The 25,380-nt window shown below is 42.2% G+C and carries 28 protein-coding genes; 23 read left to right on the top strand and 5 right to left on the bottom strand.

Annotation, left to right across the window (positions count from 1 at the left end):
- Window positions 1–165: 165 nt before the first annotated feature.
- Entirely contained in the window at window positions 166–1,590 is a 1,425-nt protein-coding gene (locus tag JOC78_RS08035) for a sigma-54 interaction domain-containing protein (RefSeq protein ID WP_204553995.1), read from the bottom strand.
- A 153-nt stretch (window positions 1,591–1,743) separates the two neighbouring features.
- Here JOC78_RS08035 and JOC78_RS08030 point away from each other — a divergent pair, with 153 nt between their 5' ends.
- Both JOC78_RS08030 and JOC78_RS08025 read left to right on the top strand, forming a co-directional pair.
- Window positions 1,744–2,952, top strand: a complete 1,209-nt coding sequence (locus JOC78_RS08030) for an acyl-CoA dehydrogenase family protein (RefSeq protein ID WP_204553994.1) — start codon at window positions 1,744–1,746, stop codon at window positions 2,950–2,952.
- Window positions 2,939–3,964 carry a phosphotransferase family protein gene (locus tag JOC78_RS08025; RefSeq protein WP_239587067.1) on the top strand — a complete coding sequence of 342 codons (1,026 nt, stop codon included), beginning with the start codon at window positions 2,939–2,941 and terminating at the stop codon, window positions 3,962–3,964. The genes JOC78_RS08030 and JOC78_RS08025 overlap by 14 nt, the downstream gene beginning before the upstream one ends.
- A gap of 179 nt (window positions 3,965–4,143) precedes the next feature.
- Here the strand turns inward: JOC78_RS08025 and JOC78_RS08020 are convergent, their stop codons facing one another.
- A complete protein-coding gene (locus JOC78_RS08020) occupies window positions 4,144–4,620 on the bottom strand; it encodes a hypothetical protein (RefSeq protein ID WP_204553993.1) in 477 nt (158 codons plus the stop codon).
- Window positions 4,621–4,831: 211 nt separating this feature from the next.
- Between JOC78_RS08020 and JOC78_RS08015 the strand changes: the two genes are divergently transcribed.
- The 6 genes from JOC78_RS08015 (at window position 4,832) to JOC78_RS07990 (ending at window position 9,216) form a co-directional block, all read left to right on the top strand.
- On the top strand, window positions 4,832–4,978 hold the full coding sequence (locus tag JOC78_RS08015) for a hypothetical protein (RefSeq protein ID WP_204553992.1): 147 nt from the start codon (window positions 4,832–4,834) through the stop codon (window positions 4,976–4,978).
- Window positions 4,979–5,025: 47 nt separating this feature from the next.
- Window positions 5,026–6,003 (top strand): S66 family peptidase, encoded by a 978-nt coding sequence (locus JOC78_RS08010; RefSeq protein ID WP_204553991.1) that lies wholly within the window; start codon window positions 5,026–5,028, stop codon window positions 6,001–6,003.
- Window positions 6,004–6,372: 369 nt separating this feature from the next.
- Window positions 6,373–6,543, top strand: coding sequence for a hypothetical protein (locus tag JOC78_RS08005; RefSeq protein ID WP_204553990.1), 171 nt, complete (start codon window positions 6,373–6,375; stop codon window positions 6,541–6,543).
- Window positions 6,543–6,929, top strand: a complete 387-nt coding sequence (locus JOC78_RS08000; protein ID WP_204553989.1) for a hypothetical protein — start codon at window positions 6,543–6,545, stop codon at window positions 6,927–6,929. Before JOC78_RS08005 ends, JOC78_RS08000 begins: the two co-directional genes overlap by 1 nt.
- A gap of 205 nt (window positions 6,930–7,134) precedes the next feature.
- A complete protein-coding gene (locus JOC78_RS07995; RefSeq protein ID WP_204553988.1) occupies window positions 7,135–7,731 on the top strand; it encodes a TetR family transcriptional regulator in 597 nt (198 codons plus the stop codon).
- Between the two features lie 171 nt (window positions 7,732–7,902).
- Window positions 7,903–9,216, top strand: coding sequence for a GntP family permease (locus JOC78_RS07990; protein ID WP_204553987.1), 1,314 nt, complete (start codon window positions 7,903–7,905; stop codon window positions 9,214–9,216).
- 153 nt (window positions 9,217–9,369) lie between these two features.
- Here JOC78_RS07990 and JOC78_RS07985 read toward each other — a convergent pair whose 3' ends face one another.
- A complete protein-coding gene (locus tag JOC78_RS07985) occupies window positions 9,370–9,966 on the bottom strand; it encodes a nitroreductase family protein (RefSeq protein ID WP_204553986.1) in 597 nt (198 codons plus the stop codon).
- A 166-nt stretch (window positions 9,967–10,132) separates the two neighbouring features.
- Between JOC78_RS07985 and JOC78_RS07980 the strand changes: the two genes are divergently transcribed.
- The 3 genes from JOC78_RS07980 (at window position 10,133) to JOC78_RS07970 (ending at window position 11,243) form a co-directional block, all read left to right on the top strand.
- Window positions 10,133–10,483 (top strand): winged helix-turn-helix transcriptional regulator, encoded by a 351-nt coding sequence (locus tag JOC78_RS07980; protein ID WP_204553985.1) that lies wholly within the window; start codon window positions 10,133–10,135, stop codon window positions 10,481–10,483.
- An 85-nt stretch (window positions 10,484–10,568) separates the two neighbouring features.
- The gene (locus JOC78_RS07975) at window positions 10,569–10,706 is read left to right on the top strand and encodes a hypothetical protein (RefSeq protein ID WP_204553984.1); all 138 of its coding nucleotides are present in this window, start codon (window positions 10,569–10,571) and stop codon (window positions 10,704–10,706) included.
- Window positions 10,707–10,844: 138 nt separating this feature from the next.
- The gene (locus JOC78_RS07970; protein WP_204553983.1) at window positions 10,845–11,243 is read left to right on the top strand and encodes a hypothetical protein; all 399 of its coding nucleotides are present in this window, start codon (window positions 10,845–10,847) and stop codon (window positions 11,241–11,243) included.
- Between the two features lie 264 nt (window positions 11,244–11,507).
- Here JOC78_RS07970 and JOC78_RS07965 read toward each other — a convergent pair whose 3' ends face one another.
- On the bottom strand, window positions 11,508–11,822 hold the full coding sequence (locus JOC78_RS07965; RefSeq protein ID WP_204553982.1) for a thioredoxin family protein: 315 nt from the start codon (window positions 11,820–11,822) through the stop codon (window positions 11,508–11,510).
- A gap of 184 nt (window positions 11,823–12,006) precedes the next feature.
- On the opposite strand from JOC78_RS07965, the gene JOC78_RS07960 reads away from it, so the two are divergent.
- From JOC78_RS07960 to JOC78_RS07925, 8 genes are all read left to right on the top strand, one after another.
- Window positions 12,007–12,474, top strand: coding sequence for a hypothetical protein (locus JOC78_RS07960; RefSeq protein ID WP_204553981.1), 468 nt, complete (start codon window positions 12,007–12,009; stop codon window positions 12,472–12,474).
- A 194-nt stretch (window positions 12,475–12,668) separates the two neighbouring features.
- Window positions 12,669–13,835, top strand: coding sequence for an FtsW/RodA/SpoVE family cell cycle protein (locus tag JOC78_RS07955; protein ID WP_204553980.1), 1,167 nt, complete (start codon window positions 12,669–12,671; stop codon window positions 13,833–13,835).
- Between the two features lie 146 nt (window positions 13,836–13,981).
- Window positions 13,982–15,319 carry a D-serine ammonia-lyase gene (locus JOC78_RS07950; protein WP_204553979.1) on the top strand — a complete coding sequence of 446 codons (1,338 nt, stop codon included), beginning with the start codon at window positions 13,982–13,984 and terminating at the stop codon, window positions 15,317–15,319.
- Between the two features lie 165 nt (window positions 15,320–15,484).
- On the top strand, window positions 15,485–16,243 hold the full coding sequence (locus JOC78_RS07945; RefSeq protein ID WP_204553978.1) for a FixH family protein: 759 nt from the start codon (window positions 15,485–15,487) through the stop codon (window positions 16,241–16,243).
- Window positions 16,244–16,431: 188 nt separating this feature from the next.
- Window positions 16,432–17,631, top strand: a complete 1,200-nt coding sequence (locus JOC78_RS07940; protein WP_204553977.1) for a thiolase family protein — start codon at window positions 16,432–16,434, stop codon at window positions 17,629–17,631.
- Between the two features lie 40 nt (window positions 17,632–17,671).
- Window positions 17,672–18,061, top strand: a complete 390-nt coding sequence (locus JOC78_RS07935) for a MaoC family dehydratase (RefSeq protein ID WP_204553976.1) — start codon at window positions 17,672–17,674, stop codon at window positions 18,059–18,061.
- A gap of 18 nt (window positions 18,062–18,079) precedes the next feature.
- Window positions 18,080–18,817: an SDR family NAD(P)-dependent oxidoreductase gene (locus JOC78_RS07930; protein WP_204553975.1), complete on the top strand. Its 738-nt coding sequence runs from the start codon at window positions 18,080–18,082 to the stop codon at window positions 18,815–18,817.
- 26 nt (window positions 18,818–18,843) lie between these two features.
- Window positions 18,844–20,385 (top strand): class I adenylate-forming enzyme family protein, encoded by a 1,542-nt coding sequence (locus JOC78_RS07925; RefSeq protein ID WP_204553974.1) that lies wholly within the window; start codon window positions 18,844–18,846, stop codon window positions 20,383–20,385.
- Window positions 20,386–20,440: 55 nt separating this feature from the next.
- Here the strand turns inward: JOC78_RS07925 and JOC78_RS07920 are convergent, their stop codons facing one another.
- Complete coding sequence (locus JOC78_RS07920; RefSeq protein ID WP_204553973.1) at window positions 20,441–20,956, bottom strand: STM3941 family protein; 516 nt, start codon at window positions 20,954–20,956, stop codon at window positions 20,441–20,443.
- Window positions 20,957–21,174: 218 nt separating this feature from the next.
- Here JOC78_RS07920 and JOC78_RS07915 point away from each other — a divergent pair, with 218 nt between their 5' ends.
- From JOC78_RS07915 to JOC78_RS07900, 4 genes are all read left to right on the top strand, one after another.
- A complete protein-coding gene (locus JOC78_RS07915; RefSeq protein ID WP_204553972.1) occupies window positions 21,175–21,939 on the top strand; it encodes an enoyl-CoA hydratase-related protein in 765 nt (254 codons plus the stop codon).
- A gap of 59 nt (window positions 21,940–21,998) precedes the next feature.
- Window positions 21,999–22,142: an acid-soluble spore protein N gene (locus JOC78_RS07910; protein WP_204553971.1), complete on the top strand. Its 144-nt coding sequence runs from the start codon at window positions 21,999–22,001 to the stop codon at window positions 22,140–22,142.
- A gap of 198 nt (window positions 22,143–22,340) precedes the next feature.
- The gene (locus tag JOC78_RS07905; protein WP_204553970.1) at window positions 22,341–24,704 is read left to right on the top strand and encodes a PAS domain S-box protein; all 2,364 of its coding nucleotides are present in this window, start codon (window positions 22,341–22,343) and stop codon (window positions 24,702–24,704) included.
- A gap of 102 nt (window positions 24,705–24,806) precedes the next feature.
- Entirely contained in the window at window positions 24,807–25,073 is a 267-nt protein-coding gene (locus JOC78_RS07900) for a hypothetical protein (RefSeq protein WP_204553969.1), read from the top strand.
- Window positions 25,074–25,380: the final 307 nt, after the last annotated feature.

The following is a 25,380-nucleotide window of genomic DNA, read 5'->3' as shown; positions in this document are numbered from 1 at the left end:
CCTCGCTTAAAGAATCATTTGTTATTAACAATGCAAGTAAGATGCCAATTCTAAATTTTCTGTATATTTCAGTAGTATCAATGGGTTAGCACAAAAATTAAGGTGGAAAACGTAAAAAAACCGATTCCTTTTCGAATCGGCGATGAAAAATGTAATCGCTTTCAATCACAACCCAAGCTTCTGCCTCTTTTTCACAAGGGCGGATTGACTGATTCCCAGTGCTTCAGCGGCTTTTCTAGTTGAGCGGTGTTCAGCCATTGCACGCAAGATCATTTCGCGCTCGACTTCAAATACGACTTCTTTTAATGTTTTTTGTGAAGGGTTTTTCGGCATCTCGGCCTCATTTGAAAAAGGAAAACAACTGGCATCAATGATTTCTGCCGGAGAAGTGACAGCCAGTCTTTCAATCATGTTTTGCATTTCTCTAATATTGCCTGGCCAAGAATAGTTTTTCATTAAAACAAAGGAGTCATCGGATAGCTGTTTATTTAAACCGTATTTCGTGTTTACTTGATTTAAAAAATGGTGGGCAAGCAAAGGAATATCCTCTTTACGTTCGCGCAGAGGCGGGATGCGGATCGGGACGATATTTAACCGGTAATAAAGATCTTCGCGGAAATCCCCTTTTTCGATCATATACTCAAGGTCTTTATTGGTCGCAGATATGATTCGGACATCAATTTTTATTGTCCGCCCTCCGCCGATCCGCGTCACTTCAAATTCCTGCAGAACCCGTAAGAGCTTCACTTGCAGCTGAGGCGGCATTTCTCCGATTTCATCTAAGAAAATCGTTCCTCCATGTGCTTGTTCGAATAGTCCAGGCCGGCCTTTATCATGAGCTCCTGTGAAGGCACCTTTCTCATATCCGAATAGCTCAGATTCCAGCAAATCTCTTGGTATCGCCGCACAGTTGACTTTAATAAAAGGTTTGTCCCGCCGATCGCTGAGTTTCTGAATTAGGTTCGCGATCACTTCTTTGCCGACACCGGACTCGCCAAGCAATAAGACAGTAGAGTGGACGGGGGCAATTCTCTTTGCAAGCTCCGTGATAAAAGCCATTTTGGTGCTGTTCGCGATGATACCTTCATAGCTGATGAGATGTTCTTTTTCGTGATATTGCTCCAGCTCCTGTAAATATTTCTCCGCAAGTGCTTTCGTACGGTTAAGCTCATCTTTTAAGCCGTTTAGTTTAGAGATGTCTCTGAGGTTCGTGACCACATATGAAATGCGGCCTGACTCGTCAAATATAGGGTTTCCTGTTACAAGCAGTTCTTTTCCATTAACCGTTTGAACTCTTGTCAGCCGTTCTTTTTGCTGCAATACCTGCAATGTAATGGAATCAGAAATAATTCCTTCATCTACCAGGTCACGCATATGTCTGCCGATTAGTTTTTCAGGTTCGACTCCTGTGATTCGAGTGTATGCTTCATTCGTTTTTAAACCAATTCCATTTTTATCAGCAATAAAAATAGGATCATAGCTGGATTCAATCACGGCTTCATAACGCTTAGCCAGTGTTTTTGATTGTTTAAGCTCATTTGCTAGACGCTCGATTTCTTTCTGAGCAGATGTCACTTCGGTTTCGTTCATCAAATCACCTCTTGTTAGTTAATTCTAAATTATCTGATTACTTTTTTCATCACTTTTTCACTATTTAGCAGTGAAAATCTCTGAATTTGAGATGGCACAGAAAATGCAAGTAGAAGGATAAGAAATAGAATAACGAATGGGAGGAATGAAGAGATGTTTAATTTTAACCCTTCAGAAGAACAGCAAAAGATGGTGGAGAAGGCGGAAGCTTTTATGGAGGAACACGTTTACCCGAATGAAAAACATATGGTGCCTCATAGAGGATTGCCAGAAGAGATTTTGAAGCCGCTTCAGCAAAAAGTAAAGGATATGGGATTATGGGCGGCACATATGGCAAAGGATGCTGGGGGCACAGGCATGGGATTTCTTTCTCTCGGTTTATTGTCAGAAGTGATTGGCCGCAGTCCGATTGCTCCATATATATTTGGGTCCATGGCGCCTGATGCCGGAAATGGAGAAATCTTATGGCATGCCGCATCAGAAGAACAGAAACGGAATTATTTGTATCCTCTTGTCAATGGAGATGTCCGTTCTTGCTTTGCGATGACAGAGCCGGAAGTATCAGGTTCGGATCCAAGAATGCTGCAAGCGACTGCTGAACTTGATGGAGATGAATGGGTCATTAATGCGCACAAATGGTTCACAACGGGTGCCATCGGGTCAAGTTTTTCTATTGTCATGGCGAAATCCGATCCCGATGCGCCGCCTCATCAGCAATTCAGTTTATTTATTGTAGATAACGAGAATCCGGGGTTTGAGATTGTTAGAGAAGTACCAGTAATTGGTGACCATTTTACAGGGGGCCATTGTGAAGTGCAGTACACGAATTGCCGAATCCCGAAGGAAAATCTGCTCGGTAATAGAGGAGAAGGCTTTAAGCTGGCGCAGCTGCGTTTAGGACCTGGACGAATTACACATGCGATGCGCTGGATTGGTGTCGCTAAAAGAAGTCTGGATTTAATGATCGGATATGCCACTGAGCGGGAGACGAGAGGAAAACGTCTGGCTGATTTTCAGTCCATCCAAAACTTTATTGCGGATTCCACTGTTGAAATTGAAGCCTTCCGTTTACTTACGTTAAAAGCGGCGTGGTTAATGGATCAGGGAGACGAAGCGCGCCAGGAAATTTCTGCTCTTAAATTCTATGGAGCCAAGGTGCTTCATGATGTCATTGATCGCGCCATCCAAGTGCATGGAGCACTCGGCGTCACCGGCGACACACCGCTTGAAGGCTTTTACCGTGAAGCGCGAACGGCTAGAATTTATGACGGTCCGGATGAGGTTCACCGCATGGTCGTTGCCCGTTCGATGATCAAAGCCTTTGAGAAAAAGAAGGAGGGAGAGGCTGTTGCTAAAAGATGAGACGATTCATTGGGACGCGGTAGAACAGCTGGTACGGTCTGAACTTGGTCTAGCAAGTGAAGTCGGAGAGATGAAGGTTCGTCCCTTCACTTCTGGCTACTCTAATTTGACGTACATCATTCAAATTGGACAGTGGGAAGGTGTATTGCGGCGGCCACCGTTTGGCCAGCTTCCGAAAAAAGCTCACGATATGGAAAGAGAGTACAAGATATTAAGCAGCATTCACCCTGTCTATCCGAAAGCGCCAGAACCGCTTTTGTATGTGGACGATGCAGAAGTGATGGATAAACATTTTTATATTATGGAATTGAAAAAAGGGGTTGTTCTTGATGAGGACATTCCCGCCAAATGGCAAAATGATGAGACAAAGAAATTAATTTCAGAAACATTTATTAAAGAATTGGCGGCTCTTCACAGCATTGATATCTATAAACATGGGCTCGATCAATTAGGGAAAACAGAAGGGTTCTTGGAGAGACAGGTGCACGGCTGGATCAAAAGGTACCACCAATCAAAAACGGAGGATTGGGCCTTTGTCAGTGAGCTGGAGGATTGGCTAATCGACCATGTTCTGCTATCAAGTGAAGCCACAATTGTTCATAATGATTTTAAATTAAATAATCTCATGTTTCAGGAGGATAACCCGAATCTCATCACCGCAGTTTTTGATTGGGAGATGTCGACAGTGGGAGATCCGCTGTTAGATCTTGGTGTCAGCCTGGCATACTGGACAGAAGCAGGAGAAGCGGAAACAGGATTGACCGCAGTAACCAATCAATCTGGTTTCCTGACGAGAAAAGAATTGGCCGCCATTTATGCCAAGGAAACCGGGCGCGACCTTGAGAACATAGATTACTACATTAGCTTCGCTTTTTATAAAATAGCTGTCATCTTACAGCAAATCTATGCCCGCTACAAGCGAGGCGAAGTGAAGGATGAGCGGTTTGCTAACCTTCATATCGGCATCGGCAACTTGATGCAGCAGGCTTGGGATACCGCAGGAGGAAAATAAAGTATGGGAAGGCTAAAAAACTCAGGTGAAGGCGAATAAGTGTGGTTTCAGGGCGAATAACCTAAATGCGAGAGCAAATAAACCACATCCGAAATATAAAAATTTTACTTTGAAGGATAAGAACTACCACGCCTTATCCCATAAAGAAAGACATCCTCATGCTCGAGGATGTCTTTTCTCTATTTCGGCTGCTGTTCGATATATTTTTTGGCAATGTCGTAGCAATCATTGATGTGAGAGTTGCCGAGGTATTTCATAGCGCTGAAGCTGATTCCGGCTGCGGCGGCTTGTCCGGCAAAGGGTATGAACTTCGCGACTTGTTTGACAGCAATTTTCGTGCTGACTTTTTTCAAGAGATGGGTGATGACTTGTTTAGTAATGACTTTTCCGATGAGCTCACTACCTGCAGAGGTGATCATGACGAGAAGCACGCGTTTCGTTTCCTGGTCTAGCTCTTCGACTTGTTCGTGGGAGAGGCCGAATTTTTTATTAATAGCCGGCAAAAGTTCGGACATCATAGCCACATCAGCTGCGACATCTGTTCCGAGGATGGGAATGACGGCTGCAGCGGCGGATGCAGACGCACGTTTCGTCACCATTTTTTCGCATTCTAATTTAATCTGATCTAATTCCTCTATTGTTTGAGGAAGGGCCATCATGGTTCCTCCTATTCTCGTTTTCTTTTATTATAAGCCTTTTCACGAAAATAACGACGGGAAAACATCGAATCTTAAAAAATAGACCAATTAAACTAAATGTGTCGAAAAAGGAATATTTTTGAAGTTTCTGTTGGCGAACGGCTAAATTTGTAGTATGATGTTGCTGTCTACATAAATAGTAGTCTATTAAATGATTGAGGTAAAAATCATGCCGAAAGATCAAGAAAATCTGCTTTTAGTAATGCAAGAAGTGTTTACAGAAGCACATCGAGAAGATTCAAAAGTAGAAATGGTGATGCACTTACTGACGCAAAGATTAGAAGAATTATATAAAGAAAAAGTGCAGATCAGATGAGAAGCGGCCATTGAGTTGCTTCTTTTTTTATAGGGGGAGGAATGAATATGCTGCCGCCGCGACTGCAGCCAGGGGATGAGGTAAGAGTAATTGCTCCATCTACAAGCATGGCGATCGTTAAAGGAGAACAGGTAAGACTAGCAACTGAACGGTTAGAAGGCTTTGGGTTTAGAGTATCATTTGGCCGCCACGTTAATGAACATGATATCTTTTTTTCAGCCTCAGTGGATGAGCGTCTAAGCGATTTACATGAAGCGTTTGCTGATCCGAATGTCAAAGCGATTCTGACAGCCATTGGAGGCTATAATTCCAATCAGCTGCTCTCAAGAATTGATTATGACCTCATCAAAAATAACCCGAAAATCTTATGCGGGTACAGTGATATAACGGCACTGCAGTTAGCCATTTATCGTAAAAACGGTTTAATTACCTATTCAGGTCCGCATTTTTCCACATTTGGCATGAAGCAAATGGCTGATTATACGGTTCAAGGATTTTTTACTGCTCTGACGAATGATGCACCATTTGAATTAGAACCCTCAGAGCAATGGAGTGATGATAAATGGTATTTAGACCAGGATCAGCGCAACTTTTATCAAAATTCAGGGCACCTTGTCATTCAAGAAGGTTCCGCAGAAGGAACATTAATTGGAGGGAATCTTTGTACGATGAATCTGCTCCAAGGCACTGAATATATGCCATCGTTAAAAGGGGCGGTACTCGTGATTGAAGATGATGAAGAATCGCATACGATGTCATTTGACCGCGACTTGCAATCACTTCTTCAGCTGCCGGATGCAAAAGAGCTGAAAGCCATCCTCATTGGGCGTTTTCAAAAGGGATCGAATGTGACAGAGACGGCTCTTGTGACACTGCTGAAAAATAAACCCGAACTTAGTGATATACCTATTATCGCAAATGTGAATACCGGCCACACAGACCCTATTGCCACATGGCCGATCGGAGGCTATGCGGAAATTAGCGCTCAAGGAGAAAAGGCCGATATTTTTATCAAACAGACCTAGCAGAGACGGGCTTAATGTATTTGAGATATTCAAGCGCACGAAGTCTTCTTTTTTTGATTTTTATCTCTCATATATGGAGACCCAAAAGCACAAGGCGTACACACCGGTTTATAACTCCAATCAGCTGCTGTCTAGAATTGATTATGATCTCATAGAAGAGGGGAAATGACATTGTTGACTATACTCCCAATCGTTGGGTAATATATAAATAGAAGGATAAATATTTTCTCTGCCTAATTTGCCTTTTTTTGCATATACTATCTTCACAAAAGTAGGTGAAGGAGGTGTGCAATGAAAAAAAGGAGGAGGAATAAAATGTTAAAGTCTGGTTCGAAAACTTTATCTGCACCAGGTAGAGCTCGCAGAAGATTGAAACGAATTCAGGGTGCTCATAAATTAGCGGCAGCAAATGCCACAATGTCCCGTCGAGTGGACATGCTAAGACAGCAAGAGAACCAACCAGTATTAAAAGTCGAAAATGGAGTAGCCGTTAATTTAGACTACAATAACCCTTCACATTCAAGATGGCTCGAAGATTAATGGTAAAACCGGGTCAGATTATCGATATATACTTTCCATTCAAACCACCAATTCTGCCGGGCCAGGCATCAGGAAAATACCGCCCGGCTCTTATTATGTCTGTGGCTGACGATGGAACTGCTATAGCTGTAGCAGTAAAGATTACTTCCTCTGAACCCACTGCTAGATTTCCTGATCGAATTGAGATTGTTCATTGGCAGGAGGCCGGATTAGATAATGAATCCTATGCCGAAGTAGAATCAGAGATAGCTATTACCGTCAGCGGTCCTATTACTCTACGAGGAGAATTAAATCCTGTTGATTTTAATAGCATTTTATTGGAATATCATAAGTTTAAGAGAAAAAGAGTAATACGAAACTTACATAGAAGGGGCCCTCGCAAATGAGGGTTCTTTTACTATCTGTCTGTCTATTCATTGAATCCTTCAAAGGTGTTATCAAGGACCAAATGTGTAAACCGTTGTGATATTCAGACCTAGCAGAAACTGGCTTAATGTATTTGAAGAAATTCAAATCACATCAAGCCTTCTTTTTTTTGATTTTTAGCAGAGAGAGAGTAAAATGGGTATAGGGGAAAGCGAGGGGGATGCAGTGAATAACAGGCAAAAGCAAGGACAGCAAACAAAACAAAAGATTCTTAATACTGCGTTAGAACTATTTGCGGAAAAAGGGTTCCAGCATGTGACGGTAGATGAAATTGTTCAGAAGACCTCTACTTCTAAAGGGGCGTTTTATAACCATTTTAAATCGAAGCATGAAATCTTCTTAGAAAAATTTAAGGAAATTGATGATTTCTATATCTCCTATATGGAGACGCAAAAACATGAGACGGATACAACGGTTTATCATCGACTGATCACATTCTTTCAAACGCAAATGACATATATAAAAAAAGAGCTGGGACTCGATCTCGTACAGCAAATTTATATTCATGAAATCAATTCAGAAAGAGACAGTTTTTTTGTCAATGCAGAGCGGCCTTTATATAAAATCATGACGGACTTTTTCCAGGAAGGTCAGGAAAAGGGAGAGTTTCGAACGGATGTCTCGCCAGAATTTATGGGCACCTGCATCTCTAGAGCGATCCGAGGCTTATTATACGATTGGAGTATTTTCGGTCACTCACTTGATATTGAAACAGAGGGGATTACCTATTTAACATATTACTTAGATGGTTTAAAAAAGTGAGGAGCTGCCATGAGAAATTTTCATGGTATTTTTTTATGGAGAAAAATTAATAAAAAAGAAAGATTCAGAATATATTGACAAAGACTATAGTCTGTATGTAAGATGGAGTAGAATATTTCACAGACTATAGTCTAACTAAATGAAAGCGTTCACAAAAAAGGAGGGAAAAAGATGGAGTTTTGGGGTGTAGCGGTCGTATTTATCTCACTGGCTTTATTAATTTTTTTAGCGTTAAGAGGGTTTAGTATTATTATCATTGCGCCAATTGCCAGTTTAGTGGTGATTTTCCTGACGCAGATGCCTGTGCTCGAAACCATGCAAGAAAATTACATGACGGGATTTGTTAACTTCGCGAAGAACTTTTATTTAATCTTTTTATTTGCCGCAATGTTTGGGAAGTTCATGGAAGACAGTGGAGCGGCCCGTTCGATTGCGGAAGGGATCTTAAAAGTAATTGGAAGAGGAAGTAAATTTAATGTTTTGATCGCCATTGTGGTGATTTGTGCGCTTTTGACATACGGAGGGATTAACGTATTCGTCGTCATCTTCGCCATTCTGCCGATTGCCAAGCCTTTATTTAAAGAGCTTGATATCCCTTGGCACTTGTTTATGGCCGCTTACTTTTTCGGAGTCGCCACATTTACGATGACGATGCTGCCGGGAACGCCAGCTATTCAAAACGTTATTCCGATTAAATATTTCGGAACAGATGTCATGGCTGCTCCGCTTCTAGGAATTGTGGCCGCCATCACAGTCATTGCGTTTAATGTTCTTTATTTAAAACGTGCTTTAAAAAAATCAGAGGCCAAAGGCGAAACCTATTTATCTATGAAAAATCTTGAAAATAGCGACACTGAAATCAAAGATCAATATGAAGGCAAAAAGCTTCCTCACTTTTTCCTGAGCATGGTGCCGCCAGCCTTTTTGTTAATTACATTAAATGTGTTTAAAATGGAAGTTTTATATACATTGATGCTGTCTGTGCTGGTGTGTCTAGTGGTGTTCTGGCCGTATATTGATAAGAAAATTCAGACGATCAATGTGGGCGCGAAAAATACGGTGCTGCCGATCGTGAATACGAGTGCGGATGTAGGATATGGAGCCGTTATTGCTGCTACGGCAGGGTTTGCTGTCATTTCCGGCTGGCTCGCTGATATTCCGGGAAGTCCATTAATTTCCCTTTACCTTGCCACGACGTTCTTAGCAGGTATTACGGGTTCCGCTTCCGGTGGACTTGGGATTGCGATGGAAACATTATCAAGCACGTATATTAACCTTGGGCTGGACCCAGAAGTGCTTCACCGCGTGGCGGCCATTGCTTCGGGCGGATTTGATGCTCTTCCTCATAATGGAGCCGTCATCACCGCGCTTGCCGTGGCAGGTCTGACACATAAAGATGCCTACAAGCATATTTTCATCACCTGTGTCATTGGTCCAGTTGTGGCAGCTGTGCCGGCTTTATTGATTGGTATTTTCTTTTATTAATAGAAACAAAAAGCAGCGGGGGAATCTCCGCTGCTTTTTGCATTTCATCTTGTTCAGCAAAATACGCTAGGGGCTCGGGTCAAATACCTTCCACAAAGTTTGTGAAAGCCTATTTGCCCGTCGCTGCTGGACGAGCGTATTTTGCATTTCGTATTACTTATATACTTTTACGCGCTCTTCAATTGGGCTGAATTCTTTTTCGCCAGCTGGTGCGGCGGGTTTGCCGAATGGCATTTGGGCAATGAGCTTCCAGCTTTGTGGAATATTCCACTCTGCCGCTACTTTTTCATCGATCAGCGGGTTGTAATGCTGAAGCGTTGCACCTAAGCCTTCTTGCTCTAAAGCCGTCCAAACAACAAGCTGAATCATGCCGGAAGATTGGTTAGACCAAACGGGGAAGTTGTCAGCATATAAAGGAAACGCTTCTTGCAATCCTTTTACTACTTCTTGATCTTCAAAGAAAAGGACAGTGCCATAGCCGTTTTTGAACATCGTCATTTTTTCTTCTGTCGGTCCGAAGTTTTCTGCAGGCACGACTTCTCTTAATTGATCGGTTGTAATATCCCATAATTTATCGTGTTGTTCACCTAAAAGAACAATCGCACGGCCGCTTTGAGAGTTAAAAGAAGAAGGTGTATGCTTCACAGCAAATTCAACGACTTCTTGGATCTTTTCGTCAGAGATGACAGGTTCTTTGCTGATTACATAAATAGAGCGTCTTTCTTGAATTGCTTGATAAAAGTTTGACATAATAATTCCTCATTTCTTTTTTATATATAATATGTTTATTTGTTACCTTTCGTAACAAAGTATATAAATATAAATTTGGGTTGTCAAGTAACTATGTTTATTTAAGTGTAGAGATTTCAAATTAGACGTAAAAGAGGTATAATGGAAAGATAAAGAGGTGAAAGAGATGAAAGAAGTTCAGCTCTGTCCCAAGTTTGAAAAGGCTATGCAATTGCTAGGAAAACGTTGGACAGGATTAATTATTAATCAGCTACTATTGGGTTCTCAGCGGTTTTCGGCAATTAAAGCTGGTTTGCCAATCAGCGGAAAGCTGTTAACCGAGCGGCTGAAAGAATTAGAAGAAGAGAAAATAGTGACGCGAAAAGTCTACGCAGAAGTACCGGTGCGTGTGGAATATGAACTAACAGAAAAAGGGCGTGAACTCGAGCCGATCATAAAAGAGATTGAAAAGTGGGGGCATAAGTGGGTGACGCTTGAAGAGGAACCAAAGGGCAGCGAGGATACGGACTGCTTCTAAAGTAGGGAGTTTCATTCTCAGATTGATGGGTATTAAAAGAAGTGTTACACTTTATTTTATTTAACATCAAAGAGGAGAAACCGTTATGACAGAGGAACAGCAGAAGCTGCTTGCCATTATGGAACAAGCCTATGAGAAAGGGCAAAAACAAGAAACACAAGTCGCCCACATCATGGAATTAATTAAAACGCAACTTGGCTCGGTTTTGAGCACTCAAAAATAATAAGAAAGGCGCCTTATCCGATTTACTTCGGGAAGGCGCCTTTCTTTTGTTTAGTTTGAAAGAGTTTCATGAAAATGGATGTATGGACGTCTTTGTTACTCCTTTCGCGCATACAGTGATAAAAAGGTGCGAAGGGAAGTGGCAACGATCAAACAATCATTCGAGCAATTTTTTTATAATCCTTATATTCTGCTAGTGTTTTGTACGATGGCTTTTGCATCCTTTCTTACGCTATTTTATATAAGCTGGATCTTGATCGCCGTTGCTGCGGGCAGTGCGATAGGGTTTGCTCTTTACATTAAAGTCGTGTACCGTTTCTTTTTCTTCTTAGAGCTGCCGTGGGTCGGTAAACGAGGGGATGAATTATTCATGTCGATCTGGTATGCCTGGCCTGTGTATATATTGGCGGGGGTGCTGATTTACCTGACAGAAGGAGAATTGTGGACGATGGCTTATGCAGCTGGCGGCGCAGCAGGGATTTTAATTGGGGAATGGAAAAGCAGCAGCAATTCGGAGCTCCAAAGAGAAGTCGGGTGAAATGGCTGGGGAGATGGGCTCAATTGACGGTTGCGAAAAGCAAATCTCAAAAAAAGTGTATTTATCATTTTATTAATATTCACTTTTGGGGCTCTATCAGCGGCTTTCCAGATTCTATCAGTGCATATTGAGGCTCTATCAGCGGCTTTCCAAATTCTAACGGCGGAAAACCGATTTCTATCGGCGATTTTGATAAATGCAGCAACCCATACTCAATAAAATAAAACGGAGACAACCCTTAAACTGGCTGTCTCCGTTTATCTATTATACTGTTTGCAAAAATTCCTGCACTTGCTCAGGGCTTTTCGCGTTGGCGCTATGCAAATGAGCGATTTTTTCGCCGTTTCGATAGACTAATAGACTTGGAATGCCCATGACCGTGTATTTTTCGGCGATTTCCGGGAATTCATCTTTATTCATTTCATACCAGCCATATTGATTATATTCTTTCATAATCTCTTCAATAAACATATCCATTCGGCGGCAGTCCGGGCACCAGCCGGTAAAGAATTTCACCACAACTGGCTGATCTTGCGAAATTAATTCTTCAAATTGCTCGTTGCTCGTAATTAACTCCATGTATGATTCCTCCTTGGCTGATTACATTGGCCATTTCTTTCTTTTCCATTGTAGTAGTGATTCGCATTTATGACAATTGTTAATCGATCGTATTAAGCTTTTGTAACGGCGAGTGTATTTTTCGCTGTTTTTTTCTATAATAAAAGAAGATGGGTTCACCACCAGAAGGAAAGGAGATTCACCTATGCACCTGGCCTATGGCGTCACAGGGTTTTACAGCAGCGGAGATAATCCGCCGCCAAGAAACGCCGGCAATCTTTTTAAGGAAATGTGTTATTCCGCTGCCCGGAAGATCAAGGGTGACGTGATTGTTTACAATAAGCCGCAGCTCCATACCAACTTTTTTGAAGCGGTGATCGATAACGGTTCAAAGCGGCTTCATATATTACTAAATGCGCATTATCCGCTTGTCGCTTTTGCCTCTTCTGTAGAGACAGGGCATATCACCTTTTATGATGAGCCAGCGCTGGCAGAAGAATTTAAAGGCTTTTACGTGTGTGAAGCAAGAGAGTTAAATCAGCTGCTGCAAGTGAAGCGAACTCCTGACTTTACGATTTCTCATCAGCATGATTTGAATACAGCAGAACTGAGTCAAATTATGCATTGGGAACCCAATACGATTGGTGAAATTGTTTTTAATTTTTGGGATTAAATTCAATATTTTTGTGCGTTCAAGTTTTCCCCTATACGGTGCACCAAGCGGCTGGCGTATCTGAGGGAAAGCTTTTTTTGAACTGTAAATTTTTTGTTTAGGATTGAGCGTATCAGACGTTTGGCTGTTGTGAATTTGGGCGATAGCGTTATAATGTGTAATAGTGCTATTTTTTAAGAAAGAGGAATCGTTTGATGAATTCTCCTAACCAAAACTTCAGCCGTATTGATTACGGATTAATATTAATACTACTAATGATGTTTTTAGTCAGCTGCATTGCGATTTACAGTGCCCAAACAACCGGGCAGTATGGAACGAATTTCGTGCTGCGGCAAGTGATCAACTATGCAATTGGCATTGTGATTGTTCTCGTAGTCATACGCTTTGACTCGGATCAGCTAATGAGTATCTCTTGGTATCTTTATGGACTAGGTATCCTTTTGCTTGCGTTTTTAATCGTGGCACCAAGCGGGATCGCTCCTACCATCAATGGCGCAAAAAGCTGGTATAAAATTCCGGGATTAGGCCTTATTCAGCCTTCCGAGTTTATGAAAGTCTTTTTACTGTTAACCTTGTCGAGGGTCATGGTGATTCACCATCAAAAAAATCCAGTCAAAAGCATGGAAACAGATGCTTTGCTCCTTGTGAAATTAGGGGCTGTCGCAGGGCTGCCGCTCTTGCTTGTTCTTCAGCAGGATCTAGGGACTGCCCTTGTTATTTTCTCCATCCTGCTCGGGATGATCTTTTTATCTGGCATAACATGGCGCCTGATCTTGCCGCTGTTTGGAACAGCATCTGCCTTAATGGCCGGCATTTTCTATATGGTGCTTTGGCATCCGCAATTGCTTGAAAAGTACCTTGGGGTCAAGCAGTATCAGTTTGGCCGGATTTATTCCTGGCTCGATCCATACAATTATGAGAGTTCGACAGGTTTCCATTTAACCAGATCCTTGCTTGCGATCGGTTCTGGGCAAACAATGGGGAAAGGCTTCGGTTACCGCGAAGTCTACCTGCCAGAAAGCCACACCGACTTTATTTTTAGTATTGTTGGAGAAGAGTATGGATTTATCGGCAGCAGTATTGTCATTAGCTTATTCTTCTTGCTCGTCTATCATATTACGAAGCTTGCTTTAACGACGAAAATTAACTTTTATTCTTATATGTGTGCGGGAATTATAGCGATGGTCACCTTCCATGTCTTCCAAAATGTTGGGATGACAGTCGGCCTTTTGCCAATCACAGGCATTCCTCTTCCATTTATTAGCTATGGAGGAAGTTCTCTCATGGGAAATATGATGGCCATGGGACTTGTATTCTCAATCACCTATAATGAACGGCACTATATGTTCGCTTCTGAATAAAGAACCGTCCCTTGATTGGGGCGGTTTTTTCATTAGTTTTTGCCAAAGCACTCATTTGATTTTTCACAGATAAAGTAAGAAAATTAAAGGTATATTCAAGTTTCGTCAACATACATCATTTATTCAGAATAGGGGAGCGGATGAATATGCAGACAATCATCGCGGGTAAAACGAAAGCAGACTGGCTAGAAGAGATCCCTTTACTGAAACGAATAGTGGGATTGGAAGAGGTGTTTTGGACAAATCCAAGCCTTGTAACATTTGCGCAGGCAATTGAAAAAGCACCATTAAGCATGGATGACGTGTTAGACGCTGAAGCTCGGTGGCAGCGCTTCGCACCGTTTTTCATGAAAGCTTTTCCTGAAACCGTTCCATCAAAAGGTTTGATTGAATCGCCGGTGAAAGAAATTCCGGATATGAAAATAAAAATGAAGCAGCTGGGTGAAAGCATTGAAGGCAATTGGCTGATTAAATGTGACAGTCATCTGCCGATCTCTGGTTCTATTAAAGCGCGAGGCGGGATCTATGAAGTACTGAAATATGCAGAGACACTCGCGATGGAACAGGGACTTCTTACAAAAGAAGACAACTATGCGAAACTTGATGAGGAATCTTTTCGAGAATTCTTTTCAAATTATTCAATCGTTGTCGGATCGACTGGCAACCTTGGTTTAAGTATCGGCATCATGGGGGCGGCACTGGGATTTCAAGTGGTTGTCCACATGTCACTAGATGCGAAAGAGTGGAAAAAGAATCTGCTTCGGGAGAAAGGTGTGCGCGTTGTCGAGCACGCATCGGATTATAGTTTAGCTGTCGAGGAAGGCCGGCGGGAAGCAGAATTGGATCCGCGGGCTTATTTTATCGATGATGAGAACTCCAAGGATTTATTTTTAGGATATGCAGTAGCTGCCCTGCGGTTAAAAGAACAACTCCAGCAGCAGGAAGTCACAGTAGATGCCAATCATCCGTTATATGTATATTTGCCATGCGGAGTAGGCGGCGGGCCTGGCGGTGTCGCATTCGGACTTAAACTCGTATTTGGCGATCACGTTCATTGTTTCTTTGCCGAACCGACTCACTCACCTTGTATGCTGATTGGGCTGTTGACAGGCAAGCATGATCAAGTGTCCGTACAGGATTTCGGCATTGACAACCGGACAGATGCCGACGGGCTGGCAGTAGGAAGACCGTCTGGATTTGTCGGACAGCTGATGGAACCATTCCTAAGCGGTTCATACACTGTAAGCGATGAAACGATGTATGTATTATTAAGTCTGTTAAAAGAGGTGGAAGGGCTGGAACTGGAACCCTCCGCTTTAGCCGGAGTAGCAGGTCCTCTTCACTTGCCAAAAGAATTGGCGACAAGGAATGCGACCCACCTATCCTGGGCGACCGGCGGAAATATGGTGCCGGAGGAAATGAAAGCTATTTATGAAGAGAAAGGCAAGTCGATTCGAATGTTGGGTGGAGAGTTTCGCGAATAATGGATGAATTCAGCTTAACTTACACTTGAAAATTAGCTACTTATTGATGATTGCTTTTTTGATGCGAGAGATTTTTATCTAATCAGTCACATCCATTTCATATTTTCTTCACATCTTGAGGGTAAAATGTACTTCACAACACGTTCGATGAAAAGAGGTTTCCTGATGAAGAAAATATGGATGATTGCTATAAGTATTTTGCTACTATTAGTCGCCGGATGTTCAGGTGAAGAGAGTCAAAAAGAAAAAGCACCAGAGAAAAAAGAAAAAATAGTTTCCCCTTTAGATGTAAAGATTCAAATGCCAGAGGAAATCGTCCCTAATCAAGAGGTGAAAGTGGAAGCTCATGTGACCCAAGGAGATAAGAAGGTGGAGGACGCAAGCGAAGTAAAGTTTGAGGTCTTTAAATCCGGCGTGAAAGAGACAGAGATGATCAAGGGCGAACATCAAGGGGAAGGAATCTACTCCATGAATAAAGTGTTTGAAGAAGAAGGATCCTATTCTGTCGTTGCTCACGTCACTGCTCGCGACTTACATTCCATGCCGAAAAAAGATTTTCAAGTGGGTTCCGGTGAAGCCCATCATCATGACGCCACAACGGCTGAGCATTCGCACGATCACGGACACCATCATGGCAGTACGGCAGAAATTGACTTTCAAGCAATTGAGAACATACAATTAAATGAAGAAACGCTTTTAGCGGCTAAAATAACAAACGAAGGCCAGCCGCTATTAAACGCAAATGTTCGTTTTGAAATTTGGCCAGAAGGCATCGAGAAACATGAATTCATCGATGCAGAAGAAAAAGATGGAGAGTATGAAGCCAAGTATACCTTTTCAGAAAAAGGGAAGTTTACAGTAAAAGTGCATGTGGAGAAAGAAGAGCTGCACGAGCATATAGAAGAAATAGTTGAAGTAAATTAAGCATACTCTTTTACAGAGTCCTTATGAAGGCAAAGGATTCTGTAAAAGAGTTTTTTTTATTATGTTGATATAACGGTCTATTTAGAATTGTTTGACAATTATCAAGCAGACTACTATAATTTATATACAGACTGTAGTCTGTCATACATATTTTGAAAGCGCTTTAACTATAAAGGGGTGGGAATGAAATGAGGACGGTCATTGTATCTGGGAAACGTTCGGCCTTTGGAAAATTTGGCGGCAGTTTAAAAGAGCTCTCCACAGTGGAATTAAGCGGAAAAGTGATGAAGGCAGCGGCTGATGAACTTCCATTGCCTGCCGAAGCTGTGCAGGAAGTGAATTGGGGAGTGTGCACGCAGGCGGAATCGAAAGAAGTGGTCGCACCCATTATTGCGCGCCAATCTTTATTAAAAGCGGGATTTTCACCGCAGACGATTTCCGCAACGATTGATCAGGCTTGCTGCTCTGGCATGGCTGCCATCAAGCAAAGCTATTATTCTATTGAGCGGGGAGAAGTAGATGTTTCGCTAGCCGGTGGGGCGGAAGTGATGAGCCGCACACCGATTGTCGTTCCTTCTTTGCGATGGGGAAACAAAATGGGCGATGTCACGTTAAATGATCCAGTCTATGGTCTTCGCTACCATGATTTTAATTTAGTATCTGTCGATGCGTCAGAAGTGGCAATGGATTATGGAGTTGACCGGAAGCAGCAGGATGAATTCGCTCTAGATAGCCAGCAGAAGTGGAAGAAGGCGCAAGAAGCGGGTCAGTTCGAGGAACAAATCCATCCAATTACCATTTCTTCTAAACGAGGCGAGCAAGTGTTTCGAGTGGATGAATCACCTCGCGATACCACTTTAGAGAAGCTGTCAAACCTTCCAACGGTCTTCAATGCGCCGACGATTACCGCGGGAAATGCGCCAGGACTAAGTGATGGAGCAGCGGCTCTCACATTGATGTCCGAATCAGCGGCAGCAAACCACGGTATTAAACCGCAAGCGAAAATTATTACCGTCGCAAGTGTGGCTGATGATCCAAGAAACATTGCGACTGTTCCTGGACAAGCCATCTTAAAAGCCTTGAAGCAAGCAAACTTAACAGTGGATGATCTTGATTTGATAGAAATTAACGAAGCGTTCGCAGCGGTTCCGTTAGTGAGCTCACTCGTGTTAACCGATGGTGACCGAGCGCGGGCTGCCGAGCTGCACAAGCGTTTAAATGTGAATGGCGGTGCGATTGCGCTTGGTCATCCAGTGGGCGCAAGCGGAGCACGAATTGTTTTATCGCTGATCCATGCATTGAAACAAAGAGGCGGCGGATATGGCGCAGCCAGTATTTGCGGCGGTTTAGCGCAAGGGGAAGCGATCATTGTCCATGTAGAAGCTTAATTTAAAATAGAGCAAAGTCTGTTCAAGAGGAGGGAATAAATTGAAGGTTGGAGATACACATGAGTATACGAGAACGATTTCTGAAAGTGATAACTACTTATTCGGCGGAGTGATCGGCGATTCGAATCCGTGGCATTTCAATGAGGAGTTTTGCAAGAAGACACCTTTTCAAACAAGGATTGCCTATGGCATGCTGCCAGCCTCTTACTTTGCGACCGTTTTTACGCAAATGTTTAAACAGCCGGTTTTATATATGGAGCAGAATGTAAAGTTCTTGAAGCCTGTTAAATTTAACGATACGATCACAGCTCGCTGTACGATTCTGAAAGTAGACGGCGATAAAGTAACCCTCGAAACGGTGGCGTTGAACCAGCACGAGGAAGAAGTGTTATCTGGTACGGCACGATTAAAGGTCTTAGCTAATTTGTAAAAAGAAGGAGAGAGAAAGATGAATCTTACAGGGAAAGTCGCATTTATTACAGGGGCAGGCAGCGGAATTGGCGCGGCGATGGCAGAAACTTTTGATCAGGCAGGGGCATCTGTTGTTATTTTTGACTTAAATCCAGCGGGGCAGGAAGTAGCTGACTCTTTGAAGAATCCGAGCTTATTCGTTAATGGAAATGTAACGAGTGCCCAAGATATTAAACAAGCTGTGCAAGCGAGTATAGAGACGTTCGGAAAGATTGATATCCTTATCAACAATGCAGGAATCTTCCGAGATAAGAAACTTCTGCAGATGTCTGAAGAAGAGTGGGATGCCGTTCTTGATGTGAATTTAAAAGGGGCCTTTACTGCGATGAAAGAGATTGGCCAGCATATGATGGAAAATAAATACGGAAAGATTATCAATATTTCATCGGTCTCACATAAAGGAAATTTCGGTCAAGCGAATTATTCAGCATCAAAAGCAGGACTTGTCTCTTTAACGAGCACGGCCGCGTTTGAATTATCTCCCTATGTCACAGTGAATGCTATTGCACCTGGCGCAATTGATACGCCGCTTTTTCAATCCATGGATGAAAAAGGGAAGCAAAAATTCCTGAAAAAAATTCCTCTGAAACGAGCGGGAAAGCCGGAGGAAATCGCTCAAGCTGCGCTATTCTTGGCATCTGATGCGTCAAGTTACATCACAGGCACGCTGCTAGAAGTAGACGGCGGGTTAACAACAGGACTGAATTTGCGGTAATACATAGCGGAAGAAAGGGTGATCGTATGTTTAAGCCAAACATGGACTTCATGAATGTGGGGATGATGCTGACTAGGAATGCGCGGCATTACCCTAATAAATTGGCCGTGATTCATGGGGATGAGCGGCTCACTTATCGGCAATTTAATGAAAGAGTCAACCAAGTAGCTCATTCATTGCTTCAATTCGGCTTTCAAAAGGGCGACCGCCTGGCGATGCTGCTTCCCAACAGCTTAGAAATGCTTGAACTGTTTTGGGCGACAGCTAAAATTGGTGTGGTCATTGTTCCGTTAAATCCGATGGTTAAGGGGAAAGATAACGTTCACCAATTAAATGACTGCCGGCCTAAAATGCTCGTTTTTCATCAGTCGTATGAAAAGGAAATAGAAGAAATCAAAAATCAAGTTACATACATTGAACATTTTGTTGTCACAGGGCAATCAGAAGCCGACGATTCTTCGTACCACAATATGAAAGAAAACAGCCGTTCAGAAGAACCGAATGTGACTGTCACAGAAGACGATGTGGTAAATATTATGTACTCTTCTGGAACGACCGGACTTCCAAAAGGAATTGTTCATACCCATAAAACCCGGGTGATGTATGCCTTTTTGTGGGGGATGGAATACGGTGTGACAGCGGAAAGCGTCGTCTTATCTTCAGGCAGTCTCGTCTTTAATGGCTCTTTGGCCTTCATGTATCCGACCATTTGTGCGGGGGCAACCTATATTTTAGAAAGTAAATTTAATAAAGAGAACGTCATGGGCTTGATTGAAACAGAACAAGTGACTCATACAATGATGGTACCGACTCAAATTATTACGATACTTGATCTGCCAGCGTATGAGCCGAAGCGGTTATCTTCATTAAAGGTGCTGCTGACGCTTGGTGCTCCGCTTCCAATTTCCCGTAAAGAACAAATCTGTGAACAGCTACCGGGCATTTTATTTGAATTGTATGGTTTGACAGAAGGATTCTTAACAACGTTGCGGCCGGATTACGTGCTGAAGAAACCTGGATCAGTCGGTCCTCCGATGATCTTCAATGAATGCAAGATTGTGGATGGCGAGCTAAATGAAGTGCAGACAGGAGAAGTAGGCGAAATTGTTGGCCGAGGCCCCACGCTGATGGCAGGCTACTTAAATAAGCCGGAAGAAACGCTCCATACAATGATCGACGATAAATGGATCAAAACAGGTGATCTTGGATATGTGGATGAAGATGGCTACGTCTACTTAGTGGATCGAAAGAAAGACATGATCATCTCGGGCGGCGTGAATATTTATCCCCGTGATATTGAAGAAGTTGCAAGCGCGCATCCATCAGTGTCACAAGTGGCCGTTGTCGGAGCACCCGATGAAAAGTGGGGAGAGATTCCTGTGGCGCATATTGAATTAAAGCCAGGTGAGAGAGTGGATGAAAACGAATTAATGGCGTGGGTGAATGAACGTGTGCCTGCTAAATATCAGCGGTTGAAAGCACTCTATATTGTTGATGAACTGCCAAAAAACGCGTCAGGAAAAATTTTGAAGCGGAAGCTGAGAGATCAATACAAAGAAGTGAAGTGACCGTAGGAAAAGAGGCTGTCTGAAAAACATGATTTTGAGACAGCCTTAATTTTCTTTACTGAGGAACTGATTCGAATAGTGAAACATTAGGCGTGCGCCGGTTCAATTCTTCTAACAGCCGATCCTTTTCCTTCAAATGTCCCCAGGTAATGTTATACATCGGATAGCCCATTTTGACATTCATCTGCGAGAGCTTTTTCAATTTTTTAGGCATTAACTGACTGTATTTTTCTTCATCACTTAAGACAAGTCCGATAAATTTGTTATTGTGAATTTCATAAAAAATATAGTCCTGAATATCATGCCAATCAACATGTACCGGGTGGTCTGGCAGAACGTATAAGATCAGCGCGGAGTCCGTCACTGTGACATAGGGGTTTGTATTCATCGTTTTTTTGATTAATAAGTACGTCACCCACCCCATGAATATAGCGAATAATACGGTCAAAAAACCAATTAAAGGGCTGTTTTCCTGAAACATTTCATAAGCTATATAAATGGGAAGTAAGACAAAAGCCAAACTGAGGATAGCTAATAAGCCGAGTTTCGTTTTAGATTCATAAAAATCCATAATATCGCTCCTTTCTCTAATTGTTATAATCTTACTAAATAGATTTACATAGACGCTATACCCCGTAACTCCTAGGATATATCTCATTATCCAAATTTTATAAAAAATTATTCCTTTTATAGGTAATCTGTACTTGACTAAAGTTAACTGAACATTCAAACTTAAATTACTAACAAGAAACGGTGCAAAAAGGAAAAAATGAATGAGGAGTTGAAAACGTGGAATTTTTATCATTAAGAACTTCTGATGAAATCGCTTATGTGACTTTGGAGAATCCTCAAGTATTTAATACCCTGACCTTTCAATTAATTGAAGAATTAGATGGCTGTCTGAAAGAAATAGCAGCGAAACGAGAAGTAAAAGTTGTGGTAATTGAAGGCTCGCAGCGAGTATTTAGTGCGGGACATAGCTTAAAGGAAATAGAAGCTCGCACAGAAAATGAAGTGTTGGCTCTTTTTCAGCGATGCCAGCTATTAATGCGCACGATGAGAGACATTCCTCAGCTGGTTATGGCGAAAGTGCAAAGCGCAGCAGTAGCAGCTGGATGTCAATTGGTAGCCGCATGTGATTTGGCGATTGCCAGCGATCAAGCGAAATTTTCGACGCCGGGCATCAATAGCGGATTGTTCTGCAGCACGCCAGCGGTCTTCCTGAGCCGGAATGTCGGCCGCAAAAAAGCAGTAGAAATGCTCTTTACAGGAAATTTTATTTCAGCAGAAGAAGCGTTGCAGGAGGGCTTAGTGAACAAGGTCGTTCCGGTTGCTTCTCTTGATGAAGAAACTGAAAAATTTGCTAAGAATATTACGAAACAAAGTTTAAATATTATTGAATTAGGGAAAAGGCAATTTTACCAGCAATTACAAATGGAAGATTTCCAAGCGTTAAATTATTCAACTGAGGTTATTTCATTAAACACGAAACATCCAGATGCGCGCGAAGGAATCAGTTCATTTTTTGAAAAGAGAACACCCGTCTGGAATTAAGGAATAGCTCATATCTTTCTAATCCTTAGGAGAAACTATTCTCTAAAGGAGGGATGAAGATGAGCAACCCAAAAAGAAACAGCAAAGATTTCGCGCCTAACCAAGTAGGAACTCAGTCACGTTCACATGGAGGCAATAAAGGAAAGCAAATGCAAGACACGTCGGGAAAGAATCCGCAAGTGATCCAAACAAAGGGCGAGTAAACGCTTAATGCTTTTGTATACGCACATCCGGCGGGGGCAGTTCATGCTCTTGCTGGATTTTTTGATGGCTTTAAATGAGGGGCAATTCATTCGGAAGGTTAACAGGAAGTAAATATTTTACTATACATATTTTACTAGTCAATATATGCTGAATTTATTAAAATAAATGGTAAGTTAAGAGAAAAAAGGAGCATAACTATGCAAAGCATACATTTTTCATATTATTTTAATGCTATGGAAGAATGGGTCTTTTTAGTAGAGAAGACGGATCAGGACTTGTTTTATGTGGAACTGAACGATGCAGCAAGGAACGGATTGGGGACATCGGTTTTAGGTAAGCGTTTACAAGATGTGCTGCCTCCTGAAAGATACCACTATATCAGTGAATATTATTACCGTTGTATAGAAGAAAAGAAACCTGTTCAGTATGGGGATCTAAATCTTTTTTCAGCAAAAGCTGAAGCGTCCGAAACCACCATTTCACCGGTAATTGAAGAGGATGGTTCTTGTTACCGGGCCATTGCAATCACGAAAAGTATGGCTAGGCATAAGAAAAAAGAAGAAGAGTACCAATTTATGACTTCCTTTTTATCGCATACAGCAGATGCAGTTTTAATTGTTGGAACCGACTATCGCATTTTAAAAATTAATGAAGCATTTGAGGATCTTTTTGGCTGGAAGCAAGAAGATATTCTAGGCAAGAAGTGGCTAGAAACTGGATTGGTTCCAGAATCTGAATATATAAACGTGAACGTAGCGTTAAAGAAGCTAGCTAAAGGCGGAAAGACCATTGCACAAGAAACCTATCGTTTAAATAAACAAAAACATCTCATGCCTTTATCCATTAGCTACTCCCCCTTAATGAATGAGCAGGGCGAACTAGTGGCTTATTCGATGATTTATCGTGACATCCATTATTTGAAACGATTAGAAAACGAACTGGCGATTAGTAAACAAGAATATAAATCTCTCTTTACTTATAATAGTGACGCGATTTTTATGATCGACAGCGAGGGAGTTATTATTAAAGCAAATGATGCTTGTGAGCGGGTGTCTGGATATGCATCAGATGAAATAATTGGGGTAGACTTTAAGCGCTTTCTTATGAGTAAAGATCAAGAAGAAGTGCTTGGCTCCATTGGTGAAATCAAGAGCTATGATTTAACGATCTTTCACAAAGAGGGCAGCACGATCTCCCTTGAATGCACCAACGTTCCAATTATCGTTGAGGGCTACAATAGGGGGACGTATATTATTGCTGAAGATGTGACCGAACAGCGGCTGACAGAAAGAAAATTGGCTCAGTCACTTCGGGATCTACAAAACTATAAAGAAGCGCTGGATGCCTCAGCCATTGTTGCTATTACTGATACGCGAGGAGTGATCACCTACGTGAATGATATGCTCTGTTCCATTTCAGGGTATAAGCGGGAGGAATTAATTGGCCGTACTCACCGTGTTCTTAATTCCAATTATCATTCTTCTGCTTTTTTTGAAGAGATGTGGGCGACGATTACGGATGGTCAAGTGTGGAAAGGCGAAGTGCGGAATCAGAGGAAAGACGGTTCTTACTACTGGCTGCAAACGACCATTATTCCGCTTTTAGATGTCGATGGTGAAATCACGCATTACGCGGCTATTCGCACGGACATTACGGATAAGAAACATGCCATTGAAGCACTGAAAGAAAATGAAGAAAAATATCGAGTGATTACAGAGAACTCCTTAGATTTAATTAAAGTCTTAAATGCTGATCACCAGTTAACCTACGCCTCTCCATCCTACCGCTACATGCTGGGACTTGAAGAAGAGCAATTGATGAGGCATGGCGCCTTTCATGCAATAGCGGAGGAGGATCAGCCGATCTTAAAGGATTTGTTAGATCAAATCCATTACCATCAAGAAGCGGTCACGGCTGAATATCGGTATATCACGCCTAATGAATCCGCCTTGTGGGTTGAAACAAAAGGCACGCCGGTGATCGAAGAAGGTGAGCTTCATTCGATTATTTTATCGGGGAGAATTATTACTGAGCGAAAACAATATGAAGAACAACTTCAGCATCAAGCGAATCATGACAGCTTAACTGGACTCGCTAACCGAAGATACTTGCAAGAGAAAATTGATGAAGTCCAGCAATTAGCAGAAAACGGCCAGGAAGCCGGATTTGCGATTCTACTGCTTGATTGCGATCATTTCAAAAGTATAAATGACACATTCGGGCATCAAACCGGAGACGAATTACTGATTGAGTTTGCCAAACGGCTGAAATCCTGCGTGCGTAATTGGGATGTCGTCGCCCGATTGGGAGGAGACGAATTTGTCGTTTTAGTAAGGAATGTACTGAATCAAAAGATGCTGCATCTAATTGCTGAGCGAATTATGGAGGAGCTTCGAAAAGAATATGTGCTAAGTGAACATACGATCCAAGCAACTTCAAGCATGGGAGTCGCTCTGTATGCAAATGACGAAACAACTGCAGAAAAGCTGATCCAGCAGGCTGATCAAGCGCTGTATCGGGCAAAAGAAAATCGGAATACGTATCATATATTTGGAGCATGAGCAAAACCGGGAACCACTCTTATTGGGTGGCTGCCGGTTTTTTTGTGTTTGGGAATATTTCTGCTGATACGGGCGAAAAGCAGTCGGTGGTGACGGATTAGCATGCTGCGGATAGCCGCAGCGGAGGCGGCGCTAAGGCATGGGATCGGATTAGCGAATACCTGGCGATTGGAGAAAAGAACGGTGGCACCGGCGGTATTTAGTGGTTTGGCAGGAATATATGGGATTTTGGAAAGAATAATAGGTGAAACGGAAAGAATATTGGTCAAATTGGAAAGAATATTGGTCAAATTGGAAAGAATAAAGGTCAAATTAGAAAGAATTCTACGCCAAACGGAAAGAATGAGACGCGGCACCAGCCGGATTTAGCGGTTTGGCAGGAATGTAGGGGATTTTGGAAAGAATAATAGATGAAATGGAAAGAGTATCGGGCAATATGGAAAGAATAAAGGTCAAATTGGAAAGAATTCTACGCCAAACGGAAAGAAAGAATCGTGGCACCAGCCGGATTTGGCGGTTTGGCAGGAATATATAGGAATTTGGAAAGAATAATAGGTGAAATGGAAAGAATATCGGTCAAAGTGGAAAGAATAAAGGTCAAATTAGAAAGAATAATACGCAATACGGAAAGAAAGAACCGTGGCACCAGTGGGATTTGCCGGTTTGGCAGGAATAT

The organism is Bacillus ectoiniformans (assembly GCF_016908875.1).
GTDB lineage: Bacteria > Bacillota > Bacilli > Bacillales > Domibacillaceae > Bacillus_BX > Bacillus_BX ectoiniformans.
Note: the sequence above shows the minus strand (reverse complement) of the source record. Positions and strands in the feature narration are given on the sequence as shown.